This window comes from Vibrio sp. La 4.2.2 (assembly GCF_027586995.1).
In the GTDB taxonomy this organism is placed as follows: Bacteria; Pseudomonadota; Gammaproteobacteria; order Enterobacterales; family Vibrionaceae; genus Vibrio; species Vibrio mediterranei.
Genome location: NZ_JAPPTJ010000004.1, coordinates 144,639 through 161,868, shown reverse-complemented (window position 1 = coordinate 161,868; position 17,230 = coordinate 144,639). Strand labels below are relative to the sequence as shown.

16 protein-coding genes are annotated in these 17,230 nt (G+C 43.8%); 12 read left to right on the top strand and 4 right to left on the bottom strand.

Features of this window, described 5'->3' with window-relative positions; all coding sequences use genetic code 11:
- Positions 1–27: 27 nt before the first annotated feature.
- Both cpsG and OH456_RS10150 read right to left on the bottom strand, forming a co-directional pair.
- Entirely contained in the window at positions 28–1,389 is a 1,362-nt protein-coding gene (cpsG, locus tag OH456_RS10155; RefSeq protein WP_270033398.1) for a phosphomannomutase CpsG, read from the bottom strand.
- A 9-nt stretch (positions 1,390–1,398) separates the two neighbouring features.
- Positions 1,399–2,739, bottom strand: a complete 1,341-nt coding sequence (locus tag OH456_RS10150; protein ID WP_236109371.1) for a glycosyltransferase family 4 protein — start codon at positions 2,737–2,739, stop codon at positions 1,399–1,401.
- Between the two features lie 282 nt (positions 2,740–3,021).
- Between OH456_RS10150 and OH456_RS10145 the strand changes: the two genes are divergently transcribed.
- The 10 genes from OH456_RS10145 to OH456_RS10100 all read left to right on the top strand — a co-directional run bounded on the left by OH456_RS10145 (position 3,022) and on the right by OH456_RS10100 (position 13,766).
- Entirely contained in the window at positions 3,022–4,719 is a 1,698-nt protein-coding gene (locus OH456_RS10145) for an alpha-amylase family glycosyl hydrolase (protein WP_270033397.1), read from the top strand.
- A gap of 66 nt (positions 4,720–4,785) precedes the next feature.
- On the top strand, positions 4,786–6,135 hold the full coding sequence (locus OH456_RS10140; protein WP_270033396.1) for an ABC transporter substrate-binding protein: 1,350 nt from the start codon (positions 4,786–4,788) through the stop codon (positions 6,133–6,135).
- 103 nt (positions 6,136–6,238) lie between these two features.
- A complete protein-coding gene (locus tag OH456_RS10135; RefSeq protein WP_006070822.1) occupies positions 6,239–7,102 on the top strand; it encodes a carbohydrate ABC transporter permease in 864 nt (287 codons plus the stop codon).
- Between the two features lie 6 nt (positions 7,103–7,108).
- Positions 7,109–8,071: a carbohydrate ABC transporter permease gene (locus OH456_RS10130; RefSeq protein WP_006070823.1), complete on the top strand. Its 963-nt coding sequence runs from the start codon at positions 7,109–7,111 to the stop codon at positions 8,069–8,071.
- A 5-nt stretch (positions 8,072–8,076) separates the two neighbouring features.
- On the top strand, positions 8,077–9,174 hold the full coding sequence (locus tag OH456_RS10125) for an ABC transporter ATP-binding protein (RefSeq protein ID WP_038227313.1): 1,098 nt from the start codon (positions 8,077–8,079) through the stop codon (positions 9,172–9,174).
- 39 nt (positions 9,175–9,213) lie between these two features.
- Positions 9,214–11,064, top strand: a complete 1,851-nt coding sequence (locus tag OH456_RS10120; protein WP_252039166.1) for a hypothetical protein — start codon at positions 9,214–9,216, stop codon at positions 11,062–11,064.
- A gap of 7 nt (positions 11,065–11,071) precedes the next feature.
- Positions 11,072–12,091, top strand: a complete 1,020-nt coding sequence (locus tag OH456_RS10115; RefSeq protein ID WP_006070828.1) for a LacI family DNA-binding transcriptional regulator — start codon at positions 11,072–11,074, stop codon at positions 12,089–12,091.
- A 171-nt stretch (positions 12,092–12,262) separates the two neighbouring features.
- A complete protein-coding gene (locus tag OH456_RS10110) occupies positions 12,263–12,619 on the top strand; it encodes a hypothetical protein (protein ID WP_006070829.1) in 357 nt (118 codons plus the stop codon).
- 3 nt (positions 12,620–12,622) lie between these two features.
- A complete protein-coding gene (locus tag OH456_RS10105) occupies positions 12,623–12,973 on the top strand; it encodes a GlpM family protein (protein ID WP_031493215.1) in 351 nt (116 codons plus the stop codon).
- Positions 12,974–13,073: 100 nt separating this feature from the next.
- Positions 13,074–13,766: a DNA alkylation repair protein gene (locus OH456_RS10100; protein ID WP_270033394.1), complete on the top strand. Its 693-nt coding sequence runs from the start codon at positions 13,074–13,076 to the stop codon at positions 13,764–13,766.
- A gap of 24 nt (positions 13,767–13,790) precedes the next feature.
- Here the strand turns inward: OH456_RS10100 and OH456_RS10095 are convergent, their stop codons facing one another.
- Both OH456_RS10095 and OH456_RS10090 read right to left on the bottom strand, forming a co-directional pair.
- Positions 13,791–14,375: a GNAT family N-acetyltransferase gene (locus OH456_RS10095; protein ID WP_270033393.1), complete on the bottom strand. Its 585-nt coding sequence runs from the start codon at positions 14,373–14,375 to the stop codon at positions 13,791–13,793.
- 69 nt (positions 14,376–14,444) lie between these two features.
- Entirely contained in the window at positions 14,445–15,284 is an 840-nt protein-coding gene (locus tag OH456_RS10090) for a helix-turn-helix domain-containing protein (RefSeq protein ID WP_270033392.1), read from the bottom strand.
- 243 nt (positions 15,285–15,527) lie between these two features.
- On the opposite strand from OH456_RS10090, the gene OH456_RS10085 reads away from it, so the two are divergent.
- Entirely contained in the window at positions 15,528–16,247 is a 720-nt protein-coding gene (locus tag OH456_RS10085; protein WP_006070838.1) for a FadR/GntR family transcriptional regulator, read from the top strand.
- Between the two features lie 91 nt (positions 16,248–16,338).
- The gene (locus OH456_RS10080) at positions 16,339–17,229 is read left to right on the top strand and encodes a 2-dehydro-3-deoxygalactonokinase (protein ID WP_006070840.1); all 891 of its coding nucleotides are present in this window, start codon (positions 16,339–16,341) and stop codon (positions 17,227–17,229) included.
- The last annotated feature ends 1 nt before the right edge of the window (position 17,230 follow it).

Genomic DNA, 17,230 nt, shown 5'->3' with positions numbered 1-17,230 from the left:
AGGGAGTGGTCACTCCCTCTCTGAAGGCTAGCTAAGCAGATCGAGAATCTGCTGAGTTTTTGAGGACATTAATTCGGTATTGTGTCGTGACTCTACGTTCAGTCGCACCACTGGTTCAGTATTAGAGGTACGTAAGTTGAATCGCCAGTCATTAAACTCCATGCTGAGACCATCGGTATAATCGACAACAAGGGCATCGTGTTCAAAAGTTTGTTGAACGCGCTTGATGGCAGCTTTTGGATCTTGCAGTTTGGCGTTGATTTCGCCCGAAGATGGGAACGCGACAATACGATCGGCAACCAACTTAGAGAGCGGCTGCTGCTTCACACAAAGAAGCTCACTGACAAGCAGCCAAGGAATCATTCCACTGTCACAGTAGGCAAAGTCTTTGAAGTAATGGTGCGCACTCATTTCGCCGCCATACACTGCATCTTCCAAACGCATACGCTCTTTGATGAAAGCATGTCCCGTTTTAGACATTATCGGAGTACCGCGATTCTCTGTGACGATGTCGATGGTATTCCAAGTTAAACGAGGATCGTGGATGATTCGAGCATTTGGATTCTTCTGCAAGAACGCTTCTGCTAATAGACCCACAATGTAGTAGCCCTCAATGAACTCACCTTGCTCGTCAAACAAGAAGCAACGGTCAAAGTCACCATCCCATGCAATACCCATATCAGCACCGTGTTTTACAACTGCTTCAGAAGTGGCGGCACGGTTTTCCGGTAGTAGTGGATTAGGAATACCATTTGGGAAACTAGAGTCAGGTTGGTGATGAACTTTGATAAATTCGATGGCAATGCCCAACTTGGCGAATTTTGCTTCCAGATCGTCAATAACATGACCTGCAGCACCATTGCCTGAATTTACTACCAGCTTAAGTGGCTTGATGTTGTTCGGCGTAATGTAGCCAAGCAAATGCTCGGTGTATTCATCAAGGTTAGACAGTTTTTTGTATTGTCCAACTTGAGCAATTGACTCAAAGTCATTTTGTTCAGCGAGCTGCTTAATGTCGTTCAAACCAGTATCACCACTGATTGGCTTACCGTTATCTCGAACCAGTTTCATCCCATTGTAGTTAATAGGATTGTGGCTTGCGGTGACTTCGATTCCGCCATCTACGTCCAGTGACTGGGTCGCAAAGTAAATCTCTTCTGTACCTGTCATACCGATATCAACAACATCGGAACCTGCATCCATAATGCCACGCGCCAAGGCAAGTTTAAGACTTTCTGATGTCTCACGAACATCGCCACCCACAACTACGGTTTTAGGTTTTAGAAATTGCGCATATGCTCTGCCAATGCGGTAGGCGATATCCTCGTTGAGTTCGTCTCCCAACTTGCCGCGAATATCATAAGCTTTAAAACAGCTAAGTGCTTTCATGACTAGACCTTATCCTTGAAAAATGTCCGAAAGCATCGCTTTTAATGCGCCATAAGACAAGTGCTTTTCGCCAATGTCATAGTTTTGTTGCATACCGGATGATCTCAATTCAGCATCAAACAGATACTCAAGTGTTGAATTGACGGCGCCGTTTAACGTTTCTGGAGCGATGACAGCGAGTCCAGATTCATCCACTTGATGGTCATTGCCAAGGTCGATAATGTTAAATTGGTAATCGGCGATATCTAAGTCAAATACAGGATAGCGATACACTACCATAGGGACTTTAGCGACAAGTCCTTCTAGAAATTGATTTCCCCAACCTTCTAGCAAACTAGGGTAGGTGATGATGTCTGCGTGTGAGTAGACGTCCCACAAAGAATAGACTTTTTGCCCTTCTTTCTCACCGCGAGAATGACCTACCCAATCATTGATAAACAGTAATTCCACGTTGCAGGCCTTGGCTTTATTCTTCAATAAGTCAAGATAACTGTCTTCTTCACACATTCCTGCAAACATAAGGATTAAGCGACTGTCTGCACTAAATATTTCTCCGTTATAGAGCGTTTTTCCAACGAGCTCTTCACGCTGTCTGCTCATTGCATCAATCAAGTCGATTGCCAGTTCGATGCCTTTTCTTGCAACAATACGTGTTGCTTGCAGAAACAGGATATCATTTGCGCCGACACCGAATCGTGCTCGCAGATCTTGATTGTATTCATCAACTTTCCAATCACTGCCCTGAAAATCGAACACATTAGGCACCACCGTAGATTCGATGTCGCGGCGTTTTTGAAGTTCTGTTTGCGCGATACGGTTGATCACACAGTGCTCAACCAGTGGGTGTTTAGGAGGAAAGAGGGTGTTGAGCAGTTGCTGAATGCCTGGAGACGTTGGGTTTGAGTATTTAACACGTTCCCAATGAAAATCATGATGATGGCAAATAACACGAGTCTGCGTGGCTTCGACCGCTTTCATAATACCGAGTGCGGCTGGTAGGTGATAGCCAAGTGACAGCATGTTATTTGGGACAATAATGTCAATATCTCGTTGGTCGATAACCTTGATGATACCTGCGGCAATGTCATTGGCTCGATGTTCAATGGCGTCTAACAAAACCGATTCTGATGCGTAATCATCGCGGCTCACATAAGCGTTGTGAATGATTTTGTCGTTGAATGGCTCTAAATAATGTAACTCTGGCACGAGATCAGCGTCTGTACTGCCTGAACTCCCGGCTAGATAGAAAACCTTATGGCCCAAGCTCTCCAGAGCCCATTTCCATTTGTCCATCTCAAGAGATACGCCATCAGTTTCGCCTACACGAAAGTGTGTAAGGAGGATATTCATGTTTCACTTTCCCTATAATTTCTGAATGTGGTTGGACGTAATTTAGAGGATTATATAAACGGATATAATGATAGTTTTACAAATTAGTGATCGAATTCACGATAATCCAAAACCGGTTTTGGTTATCTGAAAAAATGAGACTTGGCTCAATTAATAATCAATAAAGCCTGTTTAGACTAGGTGCAAGTCGCAATTATCAAGTGGTTAAATTAAAAGCCACTATTTTTTGGAAAAGTATCAAAACCGGTTTTGGTTGTTTGATTTGTAATAATGGATATCAACATGGCTCAGGAACAGACGGCTAACTCTCAAGTTAAAAAAGACCTGCAACAAATCTTGGCAGGTGTGTATTCGCCAGCTCAACTTAATGAACTCATCCCCAACCTTCTCAATGTTATTGCGAATCAGCCTGAGTATGTGGGCAAAAAGCAATGGGTAGATCAAAACGACATCATGCTGATTACGTATGGTGATTCAATCAAAAAACAAGGAGAAGCACCTCTTCATACCCTAAGAGAGTTCTTAAACGATAATGCTGCGGATGTGCTCTCTGCGGTGCATATTCTCCCGTGTTATCCCTATACCTCAGACGACGGATTTTCTGTCGTTGATTATTGGAAAATCAACCCAGAATTGGGTGATTGGCAAGATGTTCAATCATTGTCGAACAACTATGACCTAATGTTTGATGGGGTGATCAACCATATTTCAAAATCCAGTGATTGGTTTCAAGGGTATTTAAAAGGGGAAACGCAGTATCGAGAGTTTTTCACCGAAGCTAATCCAAACCGAGACTACAGTTCAGTTACACGCCCTAGAGCATTACCATTACTGACGACTTTTGAAACCGCAAACGGTACAAAACATATCTGGACTACGTTCAGCGAAGATCAAATTGACCTTAATTTCCGTTGTCCTGAAGTGTTTCAGAAAATTGCCGAGCTACTGCTGTTTTATGCTCAGCAAGGAGCCTCTTTTATTCGCCTTGATGCGATTGGATTTATGTGGAAAGAGTTGGATACCCCTTGTATTCATCAGCCCCAAACTCATGCCATTGTTCAGGCGCTGCGAGCATTAATGAGTGCCGTGGCTCCTCACGTTAAATTGATCACTGAAACCAATGTACCGCATAACGACAATATTAGTTATTTCGGCAATGGTGAGAATGAAGCTCATTTGGTGTACCAGTTCCCGCTACCGCCATTAACACTGCATACATTGCAAACTGGCAACAGTGAAAAGATTGTTGAATGGATGTCGAGCTTAGAGCCGTGTTCGGAACAGACCACATTCTTCAACTTTTTAGCCTCTCATGATGGCATTGGTGTGCGTCCTGTAGAAGGTATCTTAAACAAAGAGCAAGTCGACCATTTACTATCGGTAGTGCAGACCAATGGTGGCCGCGTTTCATACAAAGATAACGGTGACGGTACACAAAGCCCTTATGAGCTGAATATCAACTATTTCGATGCCATCCGTGATGCGAATTCGGATGACCAAACTAACCTAGATCGCTTTATGGCGGCCCAGTCCATTCTCATTTCGATGGCGGGGGTTCCTGGAATATATGTACACAGTCTATTGGGGTCGGGAAACGATATAGAAGGATTGGAACGCCTAGGGTATAACCGCGCGATTAACCGTGAAAAGCTCGAACGTACTGAAGTGGAAACTGAGTTGGCTAATCCAGAATCTCGTCGTGCCCAAGTGCTATCTCGCTTTAAACATATTCTGGGTATTCGTAAGCAACAGAGAGCATTTGCTCCTAGCGCAAGTCAGCGTGTAGTGGCAACCAGTGAGCAATTGGTCACTTTTGTGCGTGATGAGCAAGTATTGGTGGCTATTAATATTTCAAATCACGCGGTTGAGCTAGATACCAATGCAGTGCTTAAAGGAGTCTCTCACGATTTGATTTCTGGTAACAACTTAAGTGGTGTTGTTACTGTACAACCATATCAAGTGATGTGGTTAGCTAAGTAGAAAATAGAGCCAGCCTGGCTGGCGACTCATAAATTACATGAATCCTAAATCGTAAAGGATATAACGATGAAACTAAAAACTCTGACCCTTGGACTTGCCGTAGCTGGTTTAGGCTTATCCAGCCTTGCACAAGCGACTACAGTTGAGTATTGGACAACACAAACCCAATCAGACCGCCTTCAGACGATAGAAGTGATGGCTGATGTGTTCGAAGCATTGAACCCAGGTATCGATGTAAAAGTAGTGGCAGTAGATGAAAATGACATGCCCAAGCAGATTGCTGCAGCTGCCGCATCGAATACGCTCCCCGATATGATTGAAGTAGGCTCTAACCTGTCATTAGCGTTTGCTGAGCAAGGCATTGTTGATGTAGACGCCACGACCGCAACCATAGAAGCAGTAGGTAAAGACCGTTTTTATAAAGGTTCATTGAAGTTGGTAGAAGACCCGGACAACAATAAATTTGTTGCTCTACCATATCGTGGTTGGGTTCAAGGTATTTGGTATCGTGCTGACTGGTTTGAGGAAGCGGGTTTAGAGCCACCGACAACATGGGAAAACATTCAAAAAGCGGCGAAGTACTTTAATAAGCCTCAGGAAAACCAATACGGCATCTTAATTGGCACTAAAGCGGATAGCTATGCTGAGCAAGTTTATACGCAGTTTGCCCTATCAAACGATGCAGGTCAGTTTGATAAAGACGGCAACCTAATATTCAACTCTGAAGCGCAAAAAGAAGTTTTAGACTTTTATAAAGATCTTTCAAAGTACACACCTCCGGGTCCACAAACATGGCGCGCACGTGACTACTATTTGCAAGGCAAGCTAGCGATGTTCTTCTACTCCACGTATATCATGGATGACATTGCACTCGCCGAAGCTGCGGCAAGTTCATTGAGTAACGAGAACTTCAAAGATCTTAAAGGCGCGACATTTGATCCTAATCTAGCGAAGAACACGCGTTTAGCTCCAGCAATCACTCATACTTCTGCTTCTACATTTGGTACCTTGGTTGGTTTCTCTATCATGAAGAACGACAACAAGGATGAAGTGGAAGCGACTAAAGCGTTCATTGAATACATGAACGAGAAAGATCAGGTTGTTGCATACTCTCATATGGCACCTGGTGGCCACCTTCCTATGCTTCGAGACATCGCTGAAACTGATGAATTCCTTAATGATCCAAAAGGCATTTTTGCTAACTATGGTAAAGAGTCCATTAAGGAGATCATTGCCGGTTTTGAGAACATCAAGAACTTCTCCATTGTGGACGGTAAGGCGTTCCCTGAATCTGGTGAAATCTTCTCGAAACAAATCATTCCACGCATGATCTATAGCTCTGTGATTGAAGGACAAGACACGCAAAAATCGTTGGATTGGGCTGAAAACGAGATGCAGCAGCTTATCAAAAACTAACTCTGCATAGCGAAAGACGTCGCTGGCTAACCAGCGGCGCACCTTCACTAAGAACCTTTACGGGGCAGCATGGTGCGCTGCCTCAGATTAACAAGGAATTACCATGACACCATTAGAGAGAGCAGAAGCGCGGTTCGGGTGGAAGCTTGTCGCTCCGACCATTGGCATTATTGGGCTTTTGATACTCTATCCAATCGTTTTTAATGTTTACCTAAGCTTCTTTGATGTAAAGCTGAACGGTGACAAAACTTTTGTCGGGATTGCCAACTACGCTCGCTTACTGGCAAATCCAGACTATTACTCATCAATTGCAACAACCGGTATTTACCTATTTGGCACTGTTGCTGGCACTACGTTGTTAGGACTCGCAGTCGCATTATTGATGCGTAATCCGTTCCGAGGTCGTGGCCTAGTGAGTGCCGCTATCCTTATGCCATATTTTGCGCCGGTTATTTCCGTTGTGTTTGGTTGGCAATTTCTTTTTGACCCTGTCAACGGTGTCTTTAACTGGTTAATGGTTGATGTACTGCATATCTGGAATCAACGAACCAACCTCATTGGTGAGCCGGGTTCGGCTGTTTGGGTCGTTATTATCTTTGATGTTTGGAAGCATTTCCCAATTGCATATCTATTGATCCTATCCAAGTTGACGTCGATTCCTAAAGATCAATACGAAGCGGCGGCGATTGACGGTTATGGACCAATTGGACGTTTCTTCCATGTGACGCTGCCAGAGATTTATTTCGTATTGGCAACGGTAGTGATTCTACGTTTGATTTGGAACCTGAACCGCTTTGAAGACGTGTTCCTTTTAGCGCCCAATGTTCAAACTCTTCCAGTATTTACGTACTACCAAGCCTTCACCGGGGTCATTGATCAAGGGCTTGCTGCTGCAACCTCCGTGATTCAGTTCAGCGTCTTGTGTGTGCTGATTTGGTTCTATGTTAAGAAAATTCTTAAGTGGTAATTCATTATGTTAGGAAAACCAACAATTAAAGGACGTATTGGATTTGCGTTAGCAATTTTCTTACTGGTGAGCTTCTGCTTACTTCCATTTGCGCAAATTCTGTCGACTTCACTAAAACATCAGTTTGACTGGGGCAACCCGTCATTGATTCCGCAGGTCGTTAATCTCGACGCCTATAAGGAATTATTAGGTTTAACTGAGCAAAAACAGGTAGAGATACCGGCAGCAATACAAAAGATTCTTGAGAACCCTAAGCTGCCTCAAGATAAGAAAGACGCCATTATGGCGAAATACGCCAGTAACTCTGATGTGTTTCCCTTTGGCCGGTTTATGCTGAATAGTTTCGCCATATCTGCGGGAGCGGCTACGGTGTCACTCATATTCGCAGTCATGGGGGCTTATTCCATTTCGCGCCTGCGATTTACTGGGCAGGTAATTGTTCAGCGCTCGGTGCTCTTCGTTTATATGGTGGGCGGCGTACTGTTGATGGTACCGCTGTATCAAATGGCGGTAAACGTCGGGTTAGCGACCAGTATGTGGGGTAGTCTGTTCTGTCTCTTCGCCATCTATATTGTGCAAACATTGCCAGTCGCGCTGTATATGCTGGGTAACTACTTCCGCACGATTCCTTTTGCGTTAGAAGAGGCGGCGATGATGGATGGTTACTCGCGCAAAGAAGCAATATGGAAGGTGGTATTGCCGCTATCGGTACCTATGCTCGCAACCGTATTTATGTACTGCTTTATTATCGGCTGGAATGAATACCTGTTTGCGTCTGTATTCTTAAAACAATTCAAAGAGTTCTACACATTGCCACTCGCGCTACAAGAGCTATTTGTATCGAAAAATGCGATTTGGGATCGAATCATGGCAGCGTCCATGTTAACTCTGGCTCCAGTCGTAGTGTGTTTCTTGTTTGCTATGCGTCATATGGATGGTGGCAAAACTGATGGTGGTGTGAAAGGTTAATAATTATGGCTTCTATTTCATTAAAAAATATTGTTAAAAACTACGGTGACACCAAGGTTGTAAAAAACATCAGTCTTGATATCGAAGATGGCGAATTTGTGGTGCTAGTTGGCCCATCGGGTTGTGGTAAATCGACGACGTTACGCATGATTGCAGGTCTTGAGCAGGCGACATCAGGTGAGATCTCCATTGGTGACCGAGTGGTTAACGATGTCGAACCACAACATCGTAATATCGCAATGGTGTTCCAAAACTACGCACTGTATCCGCACAAAACCGTTGAAGAGAACATCGTGTTTGCTCTACGCCGCTTAAAGATGGAAGAGTCGGAGATCCAGCGCCGGTTGGAAGATGTTGCCAAAATGCTCAAGCTGGAAGATTATCTCAAGAGAAAGCCTGCTGATCTTTCTGGTGGCCAGCGCCAACGTGTTGCTATGGGTCGTGCAATTGTACGTGATGCTGACTGTTTCTTGTTTGATGAACCTTTGTCAAATCTGGACGCCAAACTGCGTAACCACATGCGCACCGAGATTGCGCAAATCCATAACCGATTTGGCCGCACCAGTGTTTATGTTACCCACGACCAAGTCGAGGCAATGACGCTAGCGGATAAAGTGGTGGTATTGCGCGATGGTATTATTGAGCAAGTCGGCTCTCCGATGGAGATTTTCCTCAATCCAGTTAATATTTTCGTTGCGACCTTTATTGGCTCTCCGTCAATGAACATTATGGACGGTACACTGTACAACGACTATCTGGAACTAGGAGGATATCAACTGCCTAGAAAGCTGCTGACCGGAGTTCATTTTGATGAGGCAGTACCGGCGGAGGGACTTGCTGTAAAAGTGGGCATTCGTCCAGACTTTTTCAATGACAAGGAGTTCTTTGGGGAGAGTGACACAACCTTTAACTTCGATAACATCAACATCGACCTAGTTGAACCGATGGGGTTTGATAAAGAAGTGTTGTTTAAGTTGGGAGAAGAGAACGTGAAAGCACGCTTGGACCTTCGTTCAGAAGTAACACGCGGCCAAAAAATGGACTTGCTCGTCGACTTATCTCGTGTCCTTCTGTTTGATGTGAAAACAGAGCAACGCCTTTAATTGCTAATCCCCTTCATAGGTTTGTGAAGGGGATTTTTTATGGATGCCAATATGTCTCTATTGCCGAAAATCTGTGAATATCTCAACGTTAATAATCAGTTTTCTTTATTAAAAGGCTCTGATCTTTCAAGTCAGCTTTGTCACGCGTGGTTCATTAGCCAGCAGCTTGACCATGTTGAATATCATGTTGCCTGTGAACTTCTTACCATAAATAAACACCATCCTGTCTTGGAGTTTTTAGATGCGTTTGTACCGGACGCTGAAGCCGAGCTTTCACATAACTATGATGAGTTACCCAAAGGCGATAATCCTCTGTGGCAACTATTCAGCCCCGAAGCTATAGTGGCTAAATCGACACCCGAAAAGGTAAGAGAGGATATTCACCGCAATCGAACTCTGCATAATATGACCAAGTCGTCACAGGCGATTACAGATGTCGCTGAACAGGTCTTGTTCACGAGCAATGTGTTATTGGGTGTGCCACTCCGAGGGGATGATGTTAGCCACTTAACTTTGGGGGAGTGCTTCCATCAAACCTTACAGCAGGCTCAAAACCAGCAGCAACAGTATTGGTACGATCATCCAATTCCTGTTGGTATCTCTGCCGAAGAGAATGAGATCCTTTACGGTTTAAAGCACCTTGATAAAGCGTTGTCTGGGGAAGTAGACCGAGGCAACCTTGCACCAGACGCTAAGGCAACTATCGTGCTCTCATGCTCGGTGACACACCCTGCGCTGGCCGACATTGCGAAGCAGTATGTCGAGTTTGAGATCAACACGCACCTTAACCTCAAACACCTCAATGTAGCCGTTTTTGGTGAAAGTGAATGTCTTGAGGTGCTGCGTCATGCATTTCCAGAGGCGAGTGATGATCTTAAAGGTGTATTTGGAGTAAACGGGGCATATGGAAGACACTATAGCTTCCTCAAAGCTGTTGCGCCTTTGTGGCAAAAAGCAGTGAACCCAGAGCTCAAAGCCACATTCAAAATTGACCTTGACCAAGTGTTCGACCAAACCATGCTCATCAACGAAACGGGCAAATCTGCGTTTGAACACTTTTTGGATTCTAATTGGGGCGCTAGTGCAGTTGATAACAATGGTCACAAAGTCAAACTGGGCATGATTGCTGGTGGACTGGTCAATGAATGCGATGCTCACTTGGGTCTGTTTACCCCTGATGTGACGTTGCCGACGGGCAGTGATTATGCCATGTTTGAGCAACTGTTCTGTGCTCGTTGGGGGCAGGCTATATCCACTCAAGAAGAAGTCATCAGCCAGAGAGATGACATCCAGCGTGTGCATGTCACTGGCGGAACCAACGGAATCTTGATCGACGCACTGTATGAGTTCCAACCTTATACGCCAACGTTTATCCATCGAGCTGAAGACCAGGCATTTATATTGTCTGCCTTAGCTAACCCAATCGATGATCATTACCTTGCGTACAGTCATCAACCCGGGCTGATTATGCGCCACGATAAAGAAGCGTTTGCGGGACGAGTCATGGAAGTATCGGAGGCTGGAAAGGTGCTCGGTGATATCGAACGAGTGCTGTTATTTAGTGGCTACGCTAAACAGCATCCATTAGGAATTGAAGCGCTAAAAGAAAAACTGTATCCCTTTACCGGTACGTTTGTCTCGAAAACGCCAATCGCACTTGCACTGCTGAGGTTTATGTTAGAAGGTTGCTATCGAAACAAAGATTACTTAGATGATGGTGCACACCGCTTGGTTAACTGCTTGAATTATTGTAAAAATGATTTAGAGAATGAGGTCATCTCCAATCAAAAAGGTTGGCAAGAGTACTATTCACAACTGAAGGACGGAGTGTTGACGCCACAAGCAGTTACCTCCGTCGGTCGTTGTCAGTTATTGGTCAGTGAGTGCTAAGGATATTATGTCGATAAAAAAACTAGCAGAACATTTAGGGCTCTCTAAATCTACCGTTTCGCGGGCGTTAAATGGATACAACGATGTAAACCCAGAGACTCGACAAAAGGTGTTGGCTGCGGCAAAGGAGATAGGCTATAAACCTAACCCAACAGCGAAGCGTCTCGCATCTGGTAAATCAAGAAACGTTGGTATCATTCTACCGGCGAACTCGCGGATGTTCGTTTCACCCGCCTTCTCAAAAGTATTGGCGGGAGCTTCAGCATTTCTTGCTCGTCATGATTACCAACTGATCGTAACAACGATTGCTGATTGCCAAGATGAGAATAAGGTCTACTCAGATTTCATTGAAAGTGGCCTGATCGATGGGCTTTTTATTGTTCGTACACGCAGCAATGATGAACGTATTGCCATGCTAAAACAAAAGCAGTTTCCTTATATCTGTCATGGTTACGATATCGGCTTTGAGGAAGATTGCTTTGTCGACGTTGACAATGAACATGCCTTTTATCAAATGACAAAACGTCAGCTAGAGCATGGACATACGCGTATTGCTTTCCTAGACGCGCCTATTGAATTGACGCTCTCTCAAGCTCGTAAGCGAGGGTATGTTAAAGCTATGGAAGAGGCCGGTCTATGTGCGGATGACCGTTTATTGCTCAACGGTGAACTGAACGAAGAAGATGCGATCAAGATGGCAAAAGAGGTATTGTCATTAGCTCATCGCCCAACGGCGATCTTGTGTGCTGATGACACCATGGCGTTAGGTACTATAGCTGCTTGTGAGGAGCTTGGTTATCAGCCTGGTGTCGATATTGCGATTGCCGGCTATGGTGACTATGAGCACAGTCGTTACAGTAAACCTTCCATCACAACCTTGCATTACGATACGCATAGTGTGGGCGAAGAAATGGCCAAACTGATGCTTAATCGTTTGGAGAACAAGGGTTTTGAGATTCAAAACTGGTTCGAAGCGGAAATTGTGTCTCGTCAATCTGACAAAATCACAAACAAGTCATTAACCTAATCCAAACTGGGCAGCCTACAGCTTAAACATTGGTAGGCTGCCTCATTAATGCTACGATTGTTTGCATGTTTTACCATCGGCTGAGAATTCACCTCTACCTATTCCTCGCTAGTCTTTACCATCCGCTCTAACCTGATGCTTGTTATGACCGACAATCATGGATCGCAAGCAATGAACTTAATCGTCAACGTGCACAAAGGTGTTCGCAAACTCGGCTTTGAGTGGGCTACTCGTCAAGCATGGAAGTGTGGAATGAAAGCTAACTTGGTGAATCGAGTGATTGGTGTTGCTCGTGGGCAAGTGGTGTGCGTGATAGATGGCGCACGAGCCGAACTCTCTACCGAGTTGAATAACCCTCACCACCATGAAGAGAAGCAAGGGCGATATGTGTTTGTTGGTGGAGTAGTGTGGGAGCCAAACGACCTGCTAGCTCCAGCTTTCCCGGAATTTATGTTTATGCATGTTCGCAACTTAGGCAGTAAGCATAAATACATGACCGACGACGAGCTATTCTTCAATTTGGCTTAACCAATGATCGCCTTGTTTATTAAGTGCTTGATTGGATCTCTAGCGGTTTTGATTATTGCGATTCTTTCGAAAAGTAAAAGTTTCTATATCGCTGGGCTAGTGCCTTTGTTTCCTAGCTTTGCGCTTATTGCCCATTACATCGTGGGTACTGAGCGCAATATGGAAGCGCTTCGTATGACGGCACTGTTTGGGATCTATTCATTACTCCCGTATGCCGCCTATCTATTGGCTGTGTACTATTTCAGCTACTTCTTAACCCTAAGTGGGACCTTAGTTTCCGCTGTTATGGTATGGGTTCTTTTCGCAACCATTTTATTGGGAGTGTGGAACAGAACCATGGTGGTTGCGGCTTAATTCAGGTGGTCTTTAGTCATAGGGGTAGTGTACGCTCTAGACAGCTTTTTTCCTCAGATTGGTAGATGGTTGAATAATTCGTAGGAGGAGTGTTGAAGATATGCACCCATGGAATCAAACAGTAAAAGCAGTATTAGAACCATTGGCAAACGCTGAAAACGCCAGCTTTATGAAAGCCTACATGCGTGACCAGTATACCTTCTACGGTATTCAGTCTACGCCACGAAGAGCAGCTTTAAAGACGTTATTTACCAAGAGCCAACTTCCTTCTTTGGATGAGCTTTCAGGTGTGATTGATGAGCTATGGTTGCAGCCCGAGCGAGAGTTCCAAATGGTCGCAGTTGACTTGCTTATCAAACTCAAAACTCAATTACCGTTAGCGATGTTAAAGGACTTAGAGCACTGGTTAACCACGAAGTCATGGTGGGACACTGTCGATATGCTAGCAACACATATTTTGGCGAGTTATTTTGTTCGCTTTCCCGAAGAAACTGCGCAAGTCATAGGGAATTGGCGGCAGTCGGAAAATATCTGGTTGCGACGTTCAACGCTCCTCTATCAGTTAAAATTCAAGCAAAACACCGATAGAGCTTTGCTTTTTGAATTGATCCGAGAAAACCAATCAGATAAAGAGTTCTTCATCCAAAAGGCAATAGGTTGGGCATTACGAGAATATTCAAAAACCGATGCAGAATCTGTCGTGCGATTTATTGAAACAGAACGAATTGAAGGGATAGCGAAGCGAGAAGGGCTGAAGTGGTTAAAGAGTAAGCAGCTTGTTCGAACACTTTAACCACTCCATATGCTACAGAAACGTTTAGGTACGTTTTAAGTACTGTTGTTTCGTCATGCCATAAAACAACTTAGAGTCAAAACCTTGCGTGGTTTTGTAGTAATCAGCATGCTCGCCCTCTCTGACATAGCCACACTTTTCTAGCGTTTTATATGAGCCAACATTTGAACCATAACAGTCGGCACAGACTTTATGACTGCCTAGTTCATTGAATGCCAATTCCGTCATAAGTTGGCATGCACGGGTAGCAATACCCTGTCCCCAAGCGAGCCTTGGAAGCTGATAACCTACCTCGTGGTTACCCTCTAAGAACATAACTTGGGTGATGGCAGTCATCCCCATGTATTGCCCTTGATGGTCTCGAATGACAAAAGTTGGGTTATCGGGCCAGCGCTGCTCTTCGAGTGCTTTTTCAGTATCTTCAACAATGGGAGCAAAAAATCCCTGGTATAAGGCTTGGTCTGCTGGGGCAAAAAACAGGTATTGATTTACTTCTTCGTCATCAAACATCTTGAAGATATCGACGAGATCCTTTTGTTGGATCAATTGTATAGATAGCATTTCATTAAACGGTACTGACTCGCCGTGTTTTAATTTTGAATATGACATAGTTTACCTCGTTATTTGCAGGCCATGTTAATGAACTCTTCCAAAGATGAATTGTACTTTTGCGACAAATTACGTCTCAAAGTCGCCATAGATGTCTATAGTAAGGTCGCGTTGATTCAGGTAGCGATTCGGTGTTCGTTTAATCTGCTGTTTGAGTTGTTTTATGAGGTGCGATTGGTCGCTAAAACCAAATCGTTGAGAGAATGCAGCCCAATCCACAGGCCCTGGTTCTTGGTATAATGCGAGCACCATCTGTTCCAGCTTTAGCATTGATTGGTATTTCTTAATACTGAGCCCCATAACTTGGCGAAAGTGCCGCTCAAGCGTGCGCCGAGTGCTATTGCAATCTTGCGCCAGTTGTTCAACATTTAGCTCGCTGGCTTCATCACTATTTAGTTGGTTAGCGATAACGGAGAGAGCCTTAGAAACTAATGAATGGGCTTTGTCTTGTTGATAGCTTAATCCTAAATATTCAAGCTGCTTTTCTATGCAACCGACGACTTCTTGTTGAGATATACAGTCGAGTAACGAAGCCTGAAATGACTTGTCAAAGCATAAGGCTAACCAATCGTACCAGCCACATTGATTTAGTATTTCAGAGGATTGTGGATTGAGTAAATAAAGTGCGTCAGGTTGAAAGGTGATGCCAATGCGCCTTAAAGGAGCAACATCATCCATTAGCAACAAGTGTTCGGAGGCCGAGAGTAAATGACTACCTTGCCCATTCATTACCTGTTCGCCATTGTCATAATGGTACCGCTGCTCCGGTGGCGTAAATAGCAGATGAGCCCTCGGGTTTGGGATCAATTGTGGAGGCGAACTAATTACCTCGTTAGGTTTAACCTCTAGATACCAAACTTGATGAATTAACCATTCGTACCCTTCAAGGGACTGCTTCCAAGTGATCATTGATACCGTATTGTTGATTTAGGGGCTTTGGGTTAATTGTAATTTAATTTGTGGGGAGCTGGTATGGGTATGTGTTGTAGTACTGTGCTCTTCTGCTGGATGGTTTCGTTTATGTGTTACACGTTGAGCGTAGTACTGATACCTTGTTGAAAGTAGGTTGTCTTTTTGATATTCCTGTCACATTATATCTTCATATAAATAGCTACCATTTGTATAACTAGAAACGAACACTTGTAACACAAGATGGCATTAACAAAAACACAAATCGTAGCAAACCACCTCGCAGAAAAAATCCTCAAAGGCCAGTATCTTCCTGGTGACTCCATTGCTGGAGAGAACGAACTAGCGACCACGTTGGGCGTGTCTCGAACTTCAATTCGCGCAGCAATACAAACTTTAGCAGGGAAGGGCATTTTATCTACCGTTGCCAAAATGGGCACCATAGTTAATGAACGTAACAGATGGAACTGGCTTGATATAGAACTGTTACGCTGGATCTCTGAGTTTGATGTTGACCACGAGTTGATTCCAAGTTTGATGGAAGCAAGACTTATTTTTGAACCTAATATTGCTGCATTAGCTGCGTTAAATGCGACTTCAAGAGATTTAGTTGCGTTAGAGGAAGGCTATGAATTAATGGTTAAAGGTGAAAAAACAGTTGACCGAGATTTATTTAATGAAGGTGATATTAAATTCCACAAAGCACTAATTGCATCGAGCAACAACTGTTTTCTTCTTTCAATGGGGGATGCATTAATTACTGCATTGGGTATGACATTTAAACATACGCTTGAGCAAGAGGTGGAATTAAGTGCACCAGCGATTAAAATGCACTTTGATTTAATGGAAGCAGTTAGAATGCGGGATGTGGAAAAAGCTCGATCTGTAATGAGAAATATTATTATGGATGCTATTGGCAAAACTATTGGTAAAGATGTGACGTTCCCCAAGTTCATCTTGTAGACTTTTTGACCATCATCACAACAAAGTCAAATTTTTTTACTTATTCTTCTTGTCATACAAAGATGTGCTCATTGTCTGACTTGGAGGTTGAATGGGTAATACATGGATTGCTGTTGATTGGGGAACCACCAATTTTCGCGCCTTCTTGATGAACGAAGATGGCGCCTGTATTGGGGAAAAATCAGCAGAGCTAGGCTTGTTATCTGTAGCCGATAAGCGGTTTGATAAAGCGTTGAAAGCCCAATTAGGTGATTGGTTAAACCAGACGACAAATATCTATATGGCTGGGATGGTGGGCTCCAAGCAAGGTTGGATAGAGGCAAGATATGTCTCCCTGCCGGCGACGCCTGAACAGTTTTTACAACACAGTGTCACTATCCAACAAGATTGGGCGTCGAGCGTAAAAATTGTCGCTGGAGCGACATGCATAAATGCATGTGGTCAGCCGGACGTCATGCGCGGAGAAGAAGTCCAGTTGATTGGTTTATCACGTATTGCTAACCAGAATAACTTCAGTGCAATTCTACCTGGGACGCATAGTAAGCATGCAATTTGGCGCCAAGGGAAACTAGATTCTTTTTCTACTTATATGACTGGAGAGTTATTTAGCTTACTCAAGAAACACTCCATCTTAGGGCTAAACCTTGACCAACAATTACTCTCTAGAGAAGCATTTTATTTAGGATTAGAGCTTGGGTATGGACACTCATTAAATAGTATTTTATTTAGTGCCCGCACTAATCGTCTGTTTGATAAAATAGCTGAAAAAGATGTTCTTGAGTATCTGTCTGGGCTTCTGATAGGCAATGAATTAAGTAATTTAAATAGAGAGGAAAAACACTACATTATAGGTAGTGAATCGCTGTCTGATAAATATTCTATAGCGTTAGACTTTTTAAATTACCAAGGTGAAATAGTTTCTGGGCAAGCATGCTTTCTAGAAGGTATGTATCAATTTTACCGATTAGATTTGGACAAATAAT

Bases quoted from the DNA above. Each gene is read 5' to 3' on its own strand.
- cpsG (WP_270033398.1), bottom strand. From the start codon at position 1,389: ATGAAAGCACTTAGCTGTTTTAAAGCTTATGATATTCGCGGCAAGTTG.
- OH456_RS10150 (WP_236109371.1), bottom strand. From the start codon at position 2,739: ATGAATATCCTCCTTACACACTTTCGTGTAGGCGAAACTGATGGCGTA.
- OH456_RS10145 (WP_270033397.1), top strand. From the start codon at position 3,022: ATGGCTCAGGAACAGACGGCTAACTCTCAAGTTAAAAAAGACCTGCAA.
- OH456_RS10140 (WP_270033396.1), top strand. From the start codon at position 4,786: ATGAAACTAAAAACTCTGACCCTTGGACTTGCCGTAGCTGGTTTAGGC.
- OH456_RS10135 (WP_006070822.1), top strand. From the start codon at position 6,239: ATGACACCATTAGAGAGAGCAGAAGCGCGGTTCGGGTGGAAGCTTGTC.
- OH456_RS10130 (WP_006070823.1), top strand. From the start codon at position 7,109: ATGTTAGGAAAACCAACAATTAAAGGACGTATTGGATTTGCGTTAGCA.
- OH456_RS10125 (WP_038227313.1), top strand. From the start codon at position 8,077: ATGGCTTCTATTTCATTAAAAAATATTGTTAAAAACTACGGTGACACC.
- OH456_RS10120 (WP_252039166.1), top strand. From the start codon at position 9,214: ATGGATGCCAATATGTCTCTATTGCCGAAAATCTGTGAATATCTCAAC.
- OH456_RS10115 (WP_006070828.1), top strand. From the start codon at position 11,072: ATGTCGATAAAAAAACTAGCAGAACATTTAGGGCTCTCTAAATCTACC.
- OH456_RS10110 (WP_006070829.1), top strand. From the start codon at position 12,263: ATGAACTTAATCGTCAACGTGCACAAAGGTGTTCGCAAACTCGGCTTT.
- OH456_RS10105 (WP_031493215.1), top strand. From the start codon at position 12,623: ATGATCGCCTTGTTTATTAAGTGCTTGATTGGATCTCTAGCGGTTTTG.
- OH456_RS10100 (WP_270033394.1), top strand. From the start codon at position 13,074: ATGCACCCATGGAATCAAACAGTAAAAGCAGTATTAGAACCATTGGCA.
- OH456_RS10095 (WP_270033393.1), bottom strand. From the start codon at position 14,375: ATGTCATATTCAAAATTAAAACACGGCGAGTCAGTACCGTTTAATGAA.
- OH456_RS10090 (WP_270033392.1), bottom strand. From the start codon at position 15,284: ATGATCACTTGGAAGCAGTCCCTTGAAGGGTACGAATGGTTAATTCAT.
- OH456_RS10085 (WP_006070838.1), top strand. From the start codon at position 15,528: ATGGCATTAACAAAAACACAAATCGTAGCAAACCACCTCGCAGAAAAA.
- OH456_RS10080 (WP_006070840.1), top strand. From the start codon at position 16,339: ATGGGTAATACATGGATTGCTGTTGATTGGGGAACCACCAATTTTCGC.